This is a genomic window from Streptomyces canus, assembly GCF_030815415.1.
Classification (GTDB): Bacteria; Actinomycetota; Actinomycetes; order Streptomycetales; family Streptomycetaceae; genus Streptomyces; species Streptomyces canus_F.
In genome coordinates, this window is record NZ_JAUSWW010000001.1 from 370,122 (window position 1) to 384,150 (window position 14,029).

The window sequence follows — 14,029 nt, forward strand, 5'->3', positions numbered from 1 at the left end:
CCGTGGACTACGGCAGGCGACCGGTGCCGCCGTCGGGGGCGGCGTGGGCCAGGCCCGTCCGGTAGGCGATGACGACGAGTTGGGCCCGGTCGCGGGCCTCCAGCTTCGTCATGGCGCGCTGCACGTGGGCGCGGACGGTGAAGGGGCTGAGGAACATCCGCTCGGCGATCTCCTGGTTGGACAGGCCGGTCGCGACCAGGCCCACCATCTCGCGTTCGCGCGGGGTGAGCAGGGCGAGTTGTTCGGCGTGCTGCGGCGAGGGGGTGTCCGGTGTGGCCAGGAAACGGGCGACCAGGGAGCGGGTCGCGGCCGGAGACAGAAGAGTGTCGCCGTCGGCGATCGTACGGACGGCGTCCGCCAGGTCCTCGGCCCCGATGCCCTTGCCGATGAAGCCGCCGGCCCCCGCGCGCAGCGCCTGGGCGACGTATTCGTCGGTCTCGTACGTGGTGAGGATCAGGATGCGACTGGCACGCAGTTCCGGATCCGCGCAGATCTCCGACGTGGCGGTGAGACCGTCCGTCCCAGGCATCCGGATGTCCATGATCACCACGTCCGGGCGCAGCTCCCGGGTGAGTCGCACCGCCTCCCTGCCGTCACCGGCCTCGCCCACCACGGTGATGTCGTCGGCGGTGTCGAGAAGCATGCGGAAGGCACCGCGCAACAGAGCCTGATCGTCCGCGAGCAGAACCCTGAGCGTCACGACGCGTCCCCGGCCTCTGCGTCGCCGGTCCGTCCGTGGCCTGTCGTTCCGTCAGTCATTGGCCCCTCGATGGTTGTTGCTTCGTCAGTGTTCCCTGTCGCATCGCCCTGTGTGGTGTCCTTGGCGGGCGGCAGGGGCAGCTGAGTGGAGACGAGGAAGCCGCCCTCCGGACGCCTGCCCGCGGAGAGTTGTCCCCCGACCGCGGTGGCACGTTCCCGCATCCCGATCAGGCCGTAACCGGGCGGACGGTCCACTACGGCGGACGCCCTCGGCCCCGTGGGCGCGGTCGGCGCCGTACGCGCGCCCCCTCCGTCGTCGGCGACGGTGATGGTCACGCGATCGCGGCCGAAGGCGAGGCGCACCCGGGCGCTGCCGGTACCGGCGTGCTTGGTCACGTTGGTCAGGGCCTCCTGGACGATGCGGTAGGCGGTGAGGTCCACTCCCGGCGGCAGCGGCCTGGCCGTGCCTTCCCGGTGCACCGTCACCTCCAGACCCGCGCGGCGGAAGGACTCCAGGAGCGTGGGAAGCCGGGACAGGCCAGGTGCCGGTTCGGCGGGCGTGGCCGCGTCCCCGGACTGACGCAACAGGCCTACCGTGGCCCGCAGTTCGTCGAGCGCGTGTCCGGTGGTCTCGACGAGTTCCCTGAGGCTCGTGCGGGTCTGTTCCGGGCGGGTGTCGAAGAGGTGGGCGGCGACCGTGGCCTGCGCGTTGGCCAGGGTGATCTGATGCGCTACGAGGTCGTGCAACTCCCGGGCGATGCGCACCCGTTCCTCGGCCACTCTCTGGCGCGCCTCGCTGTCCCGGCTCTCCTCGGCCCGCCGCGCCCGCTCCTCCACGGCCGCCAGGTAGGCCCGTCGGTTCCGCACCGAGTGACCGAGTACGCCGGCCACCAGCGGGAACGCCGCCACCGCTCCCACCCTGCTCGCATCTTTCCACGAGAGGGCCCCGAACAAGGGGGTGGAGGCGACCAGCAGTGCCGCGGAGATGAGCAGCACCGCGCCCGCCGCGCGCCGTTCGTTGCGCACGGTGAGCGCGTACGAGTAGGCGGTGATCACGGCGGGGGCCACGATGAGCGGGCTCAGCAGGAGGCCGAGTACCGGCCCCAGCACCCCGCAAGCGGTCGTGACCACCATGGCGGCCAGGGGCGTCCTGTGCCGCACCGGCAGCGCGGCACAGGACACCACGGCGATGAGGTAGGCGGCGGCGGACGGCGGTGACAGCGTGCTGCCGTCGTCCTGCACCACGCCGCCGAGCAGGCAGAGCGCGAACGCTGCCGCCGTGACCGTTGCCTCCCGCCACCACGTGACGCGTGATCGCGGGCCACCGCCCCCCGTGTGCGTCATGGTCGCGGCTCAGTGCTGCTGCCGGCCGACGGGGAGCCGCCGCACCGCCGCGTCCGGGTCGGCGGGGGCCGGGACATGCCTGCTCAGTTTCTCGCCCTCGATATCCACATTCGGCAGCACACGGTTCAGGATACGAGGCAGCCACCAGGCCCGGTGGCCGAGCAGTGCCAGGACCGCGGGCACGATCGCCATCCGGACCACAAAGGCGTCGAAGGCGACGGCGGCGGCCAGCCCGACGCCCATCGTCTGGATGGTCGGGCTGCTCATCCCTACGAATCCGGCGAAGACGCTGATCATGATGATCGCCGCCGCGGCCACCACCCGTCCGCTGTGCCGGAACCCGCTGACGACCGCCTCGCCGGGGGACGCGCCATGGACGTAGGCCTCCCGCATCCGGGCGAGGAGGAAGACCTCGTAGTCCATGGCGAGTCCGAAGACTATGCCGATGATGAGAATCGGCATCAGCGACATGACCGGTCCGGTCTGCTCGATGCCGAGCAGGCCTGCCGCCCAGCCCCATTGGAAGACCGCGACGAGCACGCCGAAGGCGGCACCCACCGACAGCAGGAAGCCGAGCGCGGCCTTGACCGGGACCAGCACCGAGCGGAAGACCACCGTCAGCAGGAGCACCGCCAGTCCGATGACCACGGCCAGATAGGGGATGAGGGCGTCGGACATGGCTTCGGAGATGTCGATGTTCATCGCGGTGGTGCCGGTCACCAGGACGGCGGCGCCGGTGTCGGCGTCGACGTCGGAGACCGCGCCCCGGATCGCGTGCACCAGGTCCTTGGTCTCGCCACTGTTGGGCGCGGTCCGCGGTACGGCGGTGAGGACGGCCGTGTCCTTGGTCCGGTTGAGAACGGGCTCACCGACCGACGCGACCCCGTCCACTCCCCGTACGGTCTCGACGATCCGGTCCGTGGTGGCCCGGGCGTCGGCGGAGTCCGGCATGTCCACGACGACGGTCAACGGGCCGTTGAAGCCGGGGCCGAAGCCCTCCGACAGCAGGTCGTAGGCGCGGCGCTGGGTGGTCTCCACCGACTTGGACTCGTCTCCGGGCAGCCCGAGTTCGAGGCTCAGCGCCGGCAGGGCGACGGTCCCGAGACCGAGTACGCAGGTCACCAGCACGGCCGCCGGCCGGCGCAGCACGAACCGTGCCCAGCGGCTGCCGAGCCCGGGCCGGCCGGCCGCGGTGGGCACCCGGTGCGGGTGCTCGTTCTCCGGCCGGCCGGCCTTGCGGACGGCTCGGGACAGGACCCGCCGGCCGAAGAAGCCGAACAGCGCGGGGACCAGGGTCAGCGCGACGAGTACGGCAAGGGCCACGGCGCCCGCACCGCCCATGCCCATCTTGGTGAGTTCGGGGATGCCGACGACCCCCAGCCCGACCAGGGCGATGAAGACGGTCGCGCCGGCGAAGACGACGGCGGATCCGGCCGTGCCCACCGCCCGGCCCGCGGCCTCCTCCGGCTCGCGGCCCTGGGCGCGCTCGTCGCGGAAGCGGGAGGTGATGAAGAGGGCGTAGTCGATACCGACCGCCAGCCCCAGCATCAGCGCCAGGATGGCGACGGTGGACGTCAGGCCCAGCGGAACCGCCAGCGCGGAAACCAGGCCGAAGGCTATGGCCACGCCCACGAAGGCGGTCAGCAGCGACAGTCCGGCTGCGACCAGCGACCCGAGGGCGAGGACAAGGACCACCGCCGCCACCGCCACGCCGATGAGCTCGGTCGTACCGCCCAGTTCCTCTTCCGCGTCCAGGGCCGAGCCGCCGATCTCCACGGTCAGCCCCGCGTCCCGCGCCTGGCTCGCGGCGTTCTCCAAGGCGCTCTTCGTCGCCCCGGTCAGGTCGACGGCCTCGGCGGTGTAGGTGACCGTGGAGTAGGCGATGGTGCCGTCCTCGCTGACAGCGCCGGTGTCGTACGGGTCGGTCGTCGACGCGACCTGATCGCCCCCGTCCAGGGAGCCGAGCGTGTCTTCGACGGCCGCCTTGTGCTCTCTGGCCGTCACCCGCTGCCCGTCCGGGGCCTGGAACACCAAACGGGCCTCGGCGCCCTGGGAGTTGCTCTGCGGGAAGCGCTCGTCCAGCAGGTCGAACGCCTTCTGCGACTCGGTGCCGGGCATGGAGAGGTCCTCTTCCTCCCCTGCCGGCGCCACGGCGGCGCCGACCACGGCCAGCACCAGGGCACCCAGCCACAGACCGCCCACAAGCCGGCGCTGCCGGAAGGCCCACCGTCCGATCCGGTAAAGAAACGTCGCCACCTTTGATCACTCCAGACGCCGTAAGGCAAGGGGGAACGCGTGAGATTCACGCGCCACCCACACTTCCCTCCGGCGCCCTGCCGGGCATCGTCCTCCTCCGCCGTCCTCCCCTGGTGCATCCGGACCAGGCACTCACGTGTCCTGGTGCGTACGCACTACGGGCCGGTCAGGGGCCGGGCATGGCTTGATTCTGGAATTCGATGTCAGGTCTGATCCGCGGCGCGCAGGGCCCGCGCCAGCCATTCCAGCTCCTCGGTCGCGTCGGGCGACGAATTCTGCCCGCGCACACGGGCGACGAGCCTGCGGTAGTGCTCCGCTCCTGCCTCGATTCCGGCCTCCAGACTGCGCAGTACGGCGGCCCGATCGGTGTCACCGAACAGTTCGGACAGCACTTCGGCCGCGGCCGGCCCCTCGGGAGGGATCCCGCCTTTTCTGACCTCCGCGACGGTCTGCACGATCTCCCTGGCCCACCAGATGGACGCCCCGGCGGGACGACCCTGCCCCGGTACGGGCGTGTTGAGCTCCATCCATGTGCGCAACCGGGCGCGGAACCCGTGGTCCCGCACCAATTCGGCCAGTTCGATCCAGGCATCGACCTGCTCGGGTGTGGGATCGTCGGGGAGTTCGATGCTGAAGGTACGCATGCGGTCGCGCAGGCCCGGGTCGTCGAGGCCGCCGAATACCTCCTCCTTGAACTCGTCGATGATCTGCTCACGTTCGGCGGCGGAAAGCCGCGCCAACCGGTTCATCAGTGCTGTCTCCTCAACGGTCGAACCCCGTTTCGCCACGGTGGACAGGACGGCCCGGCTCACCTTGAGGGAGCGGATCTGCGCGTCGAGCGCGGCCACATGCGCGTCGGCGACCTCGGCGACCGTGGTGCGGCCGCTCAGGACGCGGCACACGTCGTCGAGTCCAAGGCCCAACTCCCGCAGAGTGCGGACCAGTTCGACGCGGGCCACGGACTCGGCGTCGTACAGCCGGTAGCCGCCCGCGGAGCGGCCCACAGGCGGCACCGCTCCCTCGTCCGACCAGAAGCGCAGGGTGCCCACCGACAGTCCGGTGCGGTGCGCGAGCCGGCCAATGGTGAGCACGTCGGGGCGTTCGTCGTCCATGCGTCAGATCCTGAACCCTCCGGCGGGTAGAGACTCAAGCGCCTCAGTGCGAGGGCGGCCGTCGGGGGTGCGAAGGCGGCAGGGAGACGCGGGCCGTGGCCGGTCCCCCGTCCCGGCCACGGCCCCGCTGGTGTGGTGGTTGGCCATCGGCGGATCAGCAGCAGCCGCCCGCGACGGACGGCTCCTGCGCGCCGACTTCTACGGCCGCGTCGGCCGGACCGGTGGTGCAGCAGGTGCTGCCCTCGCGTGGACCGAGGGATTTCGAGTCGTGGTGGCGGGCGTACGCGCCGGCGACGGTGGAGGGTCAGTGACCGGCGCCAGTCTTGACCGCTTTCGTGGCGAAGTAGCCGGAGAGCCAGCCAGCGGTGGCCTCCGAGTGGTGCGGCGCCTCGGCGAAGCCGGTGATGGCGAAGCCCGCCGCGATCTGCCCTCCGAGCTGCTCGGTGAGCGTGTGGCTGTACTCCACCGGCGCGTCGAGGCCCCACAACCGTTCCCGCTCGGCGGGCTCCAGGTGAGAGAGGTCGCTGTAAGGCAGGCGGTGACGCACCACCAGCTTGCCGCGCGCCTCCAACGACTCGGCGTCGAAGAGGTAGACGTCCGGGTTGAGGAAGCCGGACAACAGCGTCCCCCCGGGGCGCAGCACGCGGTGGCACTCGCGCCAGACCGGCGCCAGCTCCGGGATGAACAGGTTGGAGACCGGGTGGACGACAAGGTCGAACGAGGCGTCCGGGAACGGGCTCAGGTCCCGCGCGTCGCCAAGCACGGTGCGCAAGTCGAGCCCCTCCCGCGCCGCGACCATCTCGTCCTGCGCCAGCTGGCGGGGCGAGTTGTCGAAGACGGTCACCCGCGCGCCCGCCGCGGCCAGCACTGGACCCTGCTGCCCGCCGCCGGAGGCGAGGCAGAGCACGTCGCGACCGGCGATCTGCGGCGGGAACCAGGCCGGGTCGACCGGCTCGTATCCGATCAGGACGATGGACCACTGGCCGGCCCGCGCCTTCGCGATCACCTCCGGGCCGACAGGGCGAGACCACTCGTTGCCCTCCTCCACCTCGCGGTCCCAGGCGAGGCGGTTGTGCGCGACGGGGTCGAGGGGAGGCTGACTCATACGCCGTAGCCTAGTTGTTTGAGGCTAGGACATCGGTGACGCCTTCCTGCGGCCGAACGGCCGGTGGCGCTGGCCTCCAGCTGAGCCGCGGGGTCAGTGGTTGTTGTAGTGGATGTTCCAGACGCCGAGGGCTTCGCGGCGTTGGTCTTCGGATGGTGAGCAACATCGGCTGGTGCGAGCAGGTCCAGCTCGTATCCGGGGCCAACCACTCCTTAACTCCTTAACGGCCGGGGTTACGGGGATGCGGAGTGAAGTGCCGCCTCGGCAGGCGCGTCTGCCTTCTGGGGCGTCTAGGCTCTGCTGCCGTGGCGGAATCGATCAGTGGCTCTGCAGCAGGGGTTGTCCTTGCATACGGCCGTACCCGGATATGGGTGGAGCAAGGTGTCCTGCACTGTAGGCGGGGACGTAGAACCATCATTGTTCCGGGGACGCAGATCCGCCGAGTCGAGGTTGCGGGGAAGTCGCTGCAGGTGGTCCTCTTCGAGGACGAGCAGGTCGACAGGACGATAGGGGTTCGGTATCGCAACGAAGTGGTGATCGCCGCGCTCGGTGCCGAGATTGAGGCGATCATCGGCGACACGGGCTCGTCGGGTGTCCGACTGCCAGTACAGCGGGAGTCGGTACGGGTGTGGCCCTTGCGTGTGTTGGCTGACCTGCATCATCAGCTACGGCATGGCAGTCCGCGGTGGCGGCGTGCTCTCTTGTACGCGGGCCTGGGGCTTCCCTTGGCCGTGGGGCTTCCGGTGGACCGCCTTCTGGGGTTCTTCGCCTGGCTGTTGTTGCCGCTGAGCGTCGTGTTGCTGCGCATGTGGATAGGCATGGCCGAGTTGAACACGCGATGGGTGATATGGCGGCGAGGTATCACCGTGAGGGCGAGGTTCGAATCCGACCATGCCAACGAGGGCATCAGTCACATCGTCCACTTCCGCACGCTCGACGGCCAGGAGGTCACGGCGCACCCTGCACTGCGAGGACGCCGGGACGAGATTCGCTACGACCCCGAGGACCCCTCACATGTGCTTGCGCCGACCCGCGTAGCCTGGCTGGGAATCGCCGTGGCCGCGTTCATGATCACCGGTATCTGGGGCGTCGCCTTCGGCATCCCGGCAGCTCTCTGGGTGATCAAGATGCTGTTGCTACTGTTCTAGGAGATCTTTCAGGGCTGAGGCCAGGGCAGTTGGAGGCCGAATCCGGCCCTGGCGACGAGACCTCCGAAGAGCCGGAACTGCCCCGACGACGCCGCGAGGCGACCGGCCTGCGGCGGTCATGCGTAGATTTCCCCGTATCCATGCACACATGATCGCAGGATGGCACGGAAGCCGGTGTACCTCAGCTCTCCCGCCGATGCCCCAGCAGGCGGGCTTGTTCCTTCTTCAGCACGGAGAATCCCTGACGCGCGTAGGCGGCGAGCTCCTCGCTGGGGAACGACACCACCGAGAGGTGCTGGTCGTGGTTTCCCTGCACCCACCGGGCAGCTGTGATCTCGTAGCCCGCCACATGCGCGCACAGCTGGAGCAGGAGTGGCGGCATCGCTGGTTCGCGCAACAGGTCCGCGTGCTTGATGACCAGGTCGCGCATGGCCTGGATGTTCGGCAGAAAAGACGGTAGTCACCCACAGCCGCCACTCGGTGAGCTCTTCTGGAGTGGGCGGGGTCTCATGAACGAACGGTGACGTTCCGCCCGGGCGAGCGTGACGTTCCAGGAACACGCCGAACGCGCGGCTGTTGGCTTCCGTGCCCTCGGCATGCACTGGTGGGGCTGGCCAGTCCACGTACTCAAGACGCCGCGCCCGGGGCTGGCCCACCCTGTGGTCTCCTGGCGTGAGCCCAAGCCGCCGCTCCCGCGGGTCCGAACCTGCGCATCCGTCTGCGTCGTGGACCGGCCGTCCCGCCCACTGCCCAGCTCTCCCTGCCAGGTGAGAAGCGAGCCGAGAAGCGAGCCGTTGCTGCAGGCCGCGCTATGCCGACTCCCTCAAGCCCGCTAACGCGGCTGCGCGTAGGACTGCTGGTCGCCCGCTTGCTCCAAGGCGGCCTCGTAGGCGTGCAGGGCGGTGATGACGGTGGCGCGTTCCGCGGGGTCGAGACCGCGCATGACGCGTTCCCAGGCAGAGGCGCTGCCAGCAAGCCATTCGCTGATTGGTGCGGCGTAGGCGGGGGTGATGGCGATGATGCGGCGGCGGCGGTCGGCGGGGTCGGCGCTGCGCTGCAGGACGCCCGGCCGTGACAGCTCGCTGACCATGAGGCTGACGGTCGTCGGGGCCACCTCCAGCCGAGCGGCCAGCTCGTTGATGCTGGTGGGGCCGTCGTACTCCAGGTGTGCCAGCAACGCGAGGTGTCGCGGTGCCAGGTCCAGACCCTGGAGCGCCGGAGGTATGGGCAGACGCTTGGCACGGCCCACGAGCCGTGGCATGAGCAACAGCAGGGTACGGACGGCCTCATTGACGGCTGGACCGTCCGATTCCGTGGACATCAGCGACCTCTTCCAGATACCTTTAAAAACAAAGGCTTTGGATTCAAAGGGAACGAGGTCCACTATGCCGCATCTGACCGTCCACCTTCCAGAGAACAGGCTGACCGGCAACGAACCCATGCTTATCGCCGCACTGACCGACGCGATCGTCGACGTCTATGGCGAATGGGCCCGCGACCTCGTAAGCGTCCGCTTGGCCGGAGTCCCCGCAGGCCGTTTCGCGCAGGGCGGCAAGGCCGTGGACACAAACGCCTCGGTGATCCTGGGCGTCCGCGCCGGCGTCTTCGACCGCCCCGATGCCGCCCAGATCACCGCGCGCCTCGGCACCGCGCTCACCGAGGCGATCACGCGCGTCGTCGGCGATGCCCTCCGCACCGGCACCATGGTCGAACTCGTGGCGTCACCGCCAGAACGAACCTTCCTCGGCGGCGTCCTCACCGCGTGACCCCATCCGGGCCCACCTTGGGACGGCTACCGCGCGCTGGCCGGCCGGTGGGGCCATCTCCTTCAGCCGCTCGCGCTCGGCGGCAGTCTGCAGCACGGGGCGGGCGCAGGGTATGCGCATGGCAGGAGGAACGGCGAATCTCGCGAAGTGGATCACTGACGGTTGCGCGGCCTGCCGCGCTGTAGAGGACTCGCCGGCTCGCCCAACGATGCCCTGGACCGCGCCCGCCGGCACCGCGCCGGGCCGGGCCTGCGGCCCGAGTCGCGTGCTGGTGCAGGCGACAGGCGCTCAGGCGTCCCCGGCCGACTGCTTTCCCTGCGGCTCATCCTGCTCGGCCAGCAGCGCGTCGAGGACGTTCAGGGCGCGCCAGGTCCGGGTCATCCCGAACGTCGCGGTGGCGCGGACGGCGGCGCGGACCTCGGCGGGCGTCACCCCCGCACCCAGTGCGCGGCCGACGTGGGCGCGGAAGCTCTCCTGGAGGGTCTGGTAGAGGACGTCCACCGTCATCGTCGCGAACGCCCGCTCGCGGACGCTGATCCGGGACATGCCGGCGCGCATCCGCGACTGCAGGTCCATGTAGTCGGCGAAGCCCGGGTCGAGAGCACGCACCTCAGCGCGCATCGCCGGGGGGGATGGGGCTGCCCGTGCCCTCCGCGTTCACCTGGTGGCCCTGGCTGGCCGGCCCGGGCAGGCCGTGCTTGCGCTCGATCTCAGCCAGTCGCTCCAAGGCGGCCAGCGCCGCCGGGCGTACACGACACCAAGATCGAGAACGACCTACTGATCTCTTCGGGTTGTTGTCGGCTGGTGGGTGAGTGTGAGTCCGGTGCCTGCAAAGCAGCCGTCGATCAGGTCGGGGCGGAGCTGGATGTGGCGCAGGCCCCGGCGGAGGGTGCGTTCGAGGTGTTCATCGTCGGTGAAGGCTGTGTTGGCCAGTGGGCCGCGCCGTAACAGTGACCAGACACCCTCGACCGGATTCAAGTCCGGTGAATATGAGGGCAGTTGGATGATCGTGAGCCAGTCGTGTGCGGCCGCGTAGTCGCGCATCCCGGAAGCCCGGTGGGTGTTGAGATTGTCCCAGATCAGCACGATGGGTGCCTGGAGCTGGATGTGGGCGCGGACCACCAGGTCGCGGTAGTCGCTCCAGGCGAAGGTGTCGCGCCCTTTGCCCTTGTGCTTGCGGTGACGGCGCGACCGGTAGATGAGCCGGGAGGTCTCGCCCGGCTTGTAGCAGCACATCGCGGCGATCGACCAGCGGCGCCAGGAGCGGCCGCGCACCCGCACCACCGGCGTGTGTCCACGCCGGCCCCAGGTGCGGGCGCGTGACGGCGTCATCGAGAATCCGGCCTCGTCCTCGAAGACGATGTACGCCCCCAGCGCCGCCGCAGTCATTCCGCCTGCGGCCACACATCCTTCTTCCACAAGCCCACGGCGGCCTCGTCGCGTTCCAGGGCCCGGCGGGCGGGACACTGCCAGGACCAGCCGTGGCGGTGCAACAGCCGCCACACCGCCGCCGATGAGCAATCCAGTGAGAACTTCCAGGCGATCAACGCTCTGATCCGGGCCAGGGTCCAACGCTGGTCCTCCCAGCCATGCACGGCCGGCCCCAGCGCCAGTTCCTTCTCCAACTCGGCGAACTGATCGTCAGGCAGCTTGGGCAGTTTCGGCGGCCCCGCGGAAGCCAGCGCGGCTGTCCCGCCCTCCCGCCAGGCACGGCGCCAGCGTTCCACCGACCGCTCACTCACCCGCAGATCCTTCGCGATCGCCGCGGTTCTCTCACCGCGGCCGAACCGCTCGCCTGCCTCGTACCGGATCCGCTCGCGAAACCGCCGCCGCTCAACGGTCAGTCCACCACCCTGCGCGTACCGCATACCACCGGCCTACCGCAGGGATCACCACACGTCACCACCCCCCGACAACAACCCGAAGAGATCAGTAACGGAGTCCTATCACGCGAGTGGAGCCGAATGCCGAGGCTCGGGCATCGACCTCGCTCTGCCAGGCGCTCCGCTGGTCAGCATCAACGGGAGGAGTACGCAGGAGGTCGATGTAGAGCTCATCCCAGAGTCGTCAAGCGAGCCCGCCACAACTCCTACGGGGTTCAAACGCCCGTACGACGCTGGAACCCGACACGACCGTCCACGTTTCCTGGCTGCCGCGAGGCGCCGTGGAGCGCGGTTTGAATAGCAACTGGCAGGGTGTTAGGGAGGTAAACCCTTTCTTCAGGTGAACTTACTACCTTTAACAGGGATATCCGCTAGACATCCTCCTATCCTCTTCTCGACTGGAGCAGACCGGACACGGTGTGCCTGTCCTCTTTGGGCTTGATGACCGTCGGGGGTTTGCGTGAGGCTGAGCAAGGTCAACTGCTGGGGCTCGTTGCGCGCCGTTCGTATCGGCTGGTCATCGGCAGTCTGTGGGCGGGGCAAGACTCTGTGGCTGGGATTTGTGCTTGCCGCCGCAGTGAGCGCGGGCGCGACAGCGGCGCTGTACATCCCAGTCGTTGTAGGAGTGCCGGCTGCGTATGGTCTGGCCGTCCTGTCTCTCCTTGGGCGTGCCAGGGTGGCCGCCGGACGGGTGCGTCTTCGCCTCGTACTCTTTGCGGGTTCTGCGGCAGCGGGTGGCCTTCACCACCTCGTGGTCAGTCAGCTTTCTCCCTCTCGAGGAAAGCCCGTTGGTGGCGTCCACTTCGTCCTCCAGCTGCTGGCGGTCACCGGAATCGTCTTGTCTCTGTTGGTGGCGGTCGCGGGACTGGTGCTCGCAGTTGCGGACCGCGGCACGACGCTGATCTGGCTGCGGCGAGTCCTGGATGGATGGGTGATCGCCGGCTCCCTGCTCACCGTGGGCTGGGTGCTGCTGCTGCATCGCGCCGACCGAAGCGGCGATGCGTTCGGTTCTTTGCAGGATCTGGGACGCGTGGTGACGGACATTCTGGTCTTCGGACTTCTGGTGGCACTGCGCTACGCACTGAAGCGTCCTGAGCGCACATCGACAACGGTGGGTGCCCTGGCCCTCGTTGCTTTGTCTGCAAGCGACATGCTGCGCATCCTCATGCCGGCCCCCGGCACCTGGTACGGCATTCCTTGCGCGGCGGCCTGCTCGATCACTGGCCTGGTTCTCATCGCCGTGGCCCCATGGCTGGCCGGAGGCACCAGTGTCGTGGACGTCGGCCAACACCTCATGCCCGTCGTCGGAGTCGTGGCCGCTTTCGTGCCCGTGGCCGTCTGCGCCCTGGCCCTGGCAGTCCACACCATGGTCGGCGGCCACACTGGCATGGCCCTCATGGTCCTGGCGGGCTCGCTGCTGGTCGCGCTTGGTATCCGGCAAGGCGTCATCCACGCCGACCACCTGCGTATCACCCATGAAGCCACCACCCGGGAGGCTCATTACCGCACCCTGGTCGACGGCACTTGCGACGTGATCACCATCGTCAGCCCGGACGGCGGCGTCCGCTACGTCAGTCCTGCTGCCTACCACGTCTTCGGCTACCGGCCTGAGGACCTGCTGGGTGCCGGCCTGCCCCTGTACTGCCACCCCGACGACGTGATGCCGCTGATGCAGGCAGTTGAGGCGCTGCGGCAGGAAGCCGCATCAGGCATCCGCAGCCCGGGCCGCCGCGTGTCTTGCCGGGTCCGCCACGCCGACGGACGTTGGCGCCACGTCGAATCGACAGTCAGCCACCACACCGAGGGAATGATCTTCAGCAGTCGCGATGTGACCGAACGGCTCGCCCTGCAGGAACAACTCGAGCACCTGGCCTTCCACGACGCGCTCACCGGACTGCCCAACCGGGCCCTCTTCGCCGACCGAGTCGCGCACGCCCTGCGGAAACGGACCACTCGCACAGCCCCACCCACAGTGCTCTTCGTGGATCTGGACGGCTTCAAGGCCGTCAACGACTCGGCCGGACACGCAGTCGGCGACGCTCTCCTGGTCCACGCCGCACGTCGGCTCCAGGCGTCCGTACGGGCCGAAGACACCGTAGCCCGCCTCGGCGGTGACGAGTTCGCCGCCCTCTTGGAGGGAGAGGCCGGGACCCACCCCCCGCAGGCCAGAGACGTCGCCGAGCGAATCCTCTCCGCCCTGGCACAACCCTACGAGATCGCAGGCAAAGAGGCGCTCGTCTCGGCCTCCATCGGCATGACAGTAGCCCGCCCCGGCGTCACACCGGACGAACTCCTCAACCAAGCCGACAAAGCCATATACGAAGCCAAAAGAGCAGGCAAAGCACGCATCCGCATGCACATCCCCCAACCCCGCCAAAACCGCAACAGTTCATCACCCGAGGCCCAACGGGCGGCCATTCCCCTCCAGGCGTCAGACGAATCGGCTGCGCAAGACCTGCCGCCGGCCCATCAGGGCGACTGTCAGGACCGATCAGCGGCGCGACCCTGCGTGCCTGCCGCCGGATCGGCCATGGGTAACCAGTACAACGGCCAGAGCCAGACGCAAGCGCTGCAGCATGCCACAACCGGTGATCACCCTACCGAGCACCCCCAGTGCGGCGGCACGGCGGTCCCACAGCAGCAAGACGGCTGATCGCAAGGCGAATCGGCTGTCGTCCACACCGTCGCCGCGGGCCACCTTGTCTCGGGCGCCTGA

At 69.2% G+C, this 14,029-nt stretch carries 11 protein-coding genes and 1 pseudogene; 3 read left to right on the top strand and 9 right to left on the bottom strand.

What is annotated here, in order from left to right:
- Positions 1–7 precede the first annotated feature (7 nt).
- From QF037_RS01740 to QF037_RS01760, 5 genes are all read right to left on the bottom strand, one after another.
- Complete coding sequence (locus QF037_RS01740) at positions 8–700, bottom strand: response regulator transcription factor (protein WP_307021084.1); 693 nt, start codon at positions 698–700, stop codon at positions 8–10.
- Positions 697–2,043, bottom strand: coding sequence for a sensor histidine kinase (locus QF037_RS01745; RefSeq protein ID WP_307021086.1), 1,347 nt, complete (start codon positions 2,041–2,043; stop codon positions 697–699). The genes QF037_RS01740 and QF037_RS01745 overlap by 4 nt, the downstream gene beginning before the upstream one ends.
- Before the next feature lie 9 nt (positions 2,044–2,052).
- The gene (locus QF037_RS01750; protein ID WP_307021089.1) at positions 2,053–4,299 is read right to left on the bottom strand and encodes an MMPL family transporter; all 2,247 of its coding nucleotides are present in this window, start codon (positions 4,297–4,299) and stop codon (positions 2,053–2,055) included.
- A gap of 203 nt (positions 4,300–4,502) precedes the next feature.
- Positions 4,503–5,411: a helix-turn-helix domain-containing protein gene (locus QF037_RS01755; RefSeq protein WP_307021091.1), complete on the bottom strand. Its 909-nt coding sequence runs from the start codon at positions 5,409–5,411 to the stop codon at positions 4,503–4,505.
- 304 nt (positions 5,412–5,715) lie between these two features.
- Positions 5,716–6,516, bottom strand: a complete 801-nt coding sequence (locus QF037_RS01760; RefSeq protein ID WP_307021093.1) for a class I SAM-dependent methyltransferase — start codon at positions 6,514–6,516, stop codon at positions 5,716–5,718.
- 470 nt (positions 6,517–6,986) lie between these two features.
- Between QF037_RS01760 and QF037_RS01765 the strand changes: the two genes are divergently transcribed.
- Positions 6,987–7,664 (top strand): hypothetical protein, encoded by a 678-nt coding sequence (locus tag QF037_RS01765; protein ID WP_307021095.1) that lies wholly within the window; start codon positions 6,987–6,989, stop codon positions 7,662–7,664.
- 181 nt (positions 7,665–7,845) lie between these two features.
- On the opposite strand, the pseudogene QF037_RS01770 reads toward QF037_RS01765, so the two are convergent.
- A pseudogene (locus tag QF037_RS01770) lies at positions 7,846–8,251 on the bottom strand (hypothetical protein); the annotation flags it as partial.
- Between the two features lie 245 nt (positions 8,252–8,496).
- Positions 8,497–8,985, bottom strand: coding sequence for a MarR family winged helix-turn-helix transcriptional regulator (locus tag QF037_RS01775; protein WP_307021097.1), 489 nt, complete (start codon positions 8,983–8,985; stop codon positions 8,497–8,499).
- 64 nt (positions 8,986–9,049) lie between these two features.
- Between QF037_RS01775 and QF037_RS01780 the strand changes: the two genes are divergently transcribed.
- Positions 9,050–9,430: a tautomerase family protein gene (locus QF037_RS01780; protein WP_307021099.1), complete on the top strand. Its 381-nt coding sequence runs from the start codon at positions 9,050–9,052 to the stop codon at positions 9,428–9,430.
- Between the two features lie 288 nt (positions 9,431–9,718).
- Here QF037_RS01780 and QF037_RS01785 read toward each other — a convergent pair whose 3' ends face one another.
- Together QF037_RS01785 and QF037_RS51405 are read right to left on the bottom strand one after the other, a co-directional pair.
- Positions 9,719–10,051, bottom strand: coding sequence for a carboxymuconolactone decarboxylase family protein (locus QF037_RS01785; RefSeq protein ID WP_307021101.1), 333 nt, complete (start codon positions 10,049–10,051; stop codon positions 9,719–9,721).
- A gap of 153 nt (positions 10,052–10,204) precedes the next feature.
- A protein-coding gene (locus QF037_RS51405) for an IS630 family transposase (protein WP_444972110.1) occupies positions 10,205–11,298 on the bottom strand; the annotation gives its coding sequence in 2 pieces (ribosomal slippage) (positions 10,205–10,852 and positions 10,855–11,298; 1,092 coding nt in all).
- Between the two features lie 766 nt (positions 11,299–12,064).
- On the opposite strand from QF037_RS51405, the gene QF037_RS01800 reads away from it, so the two are divergent.
- Positions 12,065–13,966, top strand: coding sequence for a sensor domain-containing diguanylate cyclase (locus tag QF037_RS01800; protein ID WP_307021105.1), 1,902 nt, complete (start codon positions 12,065–12,067; stop codon positions 13,964–13,966).
- Positions 13,967–14,029 lie beyond the last annotated feature (63 nt).

Bases quoted from the DNA above. Each gene is read 5' to 3' on its own strand.
- QF037_RS01775 (WP_307021097.1), bottom strand. From the start codon at position 8,985: ATGTCCACGGAATCGGACGGTCCAGCCGTCAATGAGGCCGTCCGTACC.
- QF037_RS01755 (WP_307021091.1), bottom strand. From the start codon at position 5,411: ATGGACGACGAACGCCCCGACGTGCTCACCATTGGCCGGCTCGCGCAC.
- QF037_RS01785 (WP_307021101.1), bottom strand. From the start codon at position 10,051: ATGCGCGCTGAGGTGCGTGCTCTCGACCCGGGCTTCGCCGACTACATG.
- QF037_RS01780 (WP_307021099.1), top strand. From the start codon at position 9,050: ATGCCGCATCTGACCGTCCACCTTCCAGAGAACAGGCTGACCGGCAAC.
- QF037_RS01760 (WP_307021093.1), bottom strand. From the start codon at position 6,516: ATGAGTCAGCCTCCCCTCGACCCCGTCGCGCACAACCGCCTCGCCTGG.
- QF037_RS01745 (WP_307021086.1), bottom strand. From the start codon at position 2,043: ATGACGCACACGGGGGGCGGTGGCCCGCGATCACGCGTCACGTGGTGG.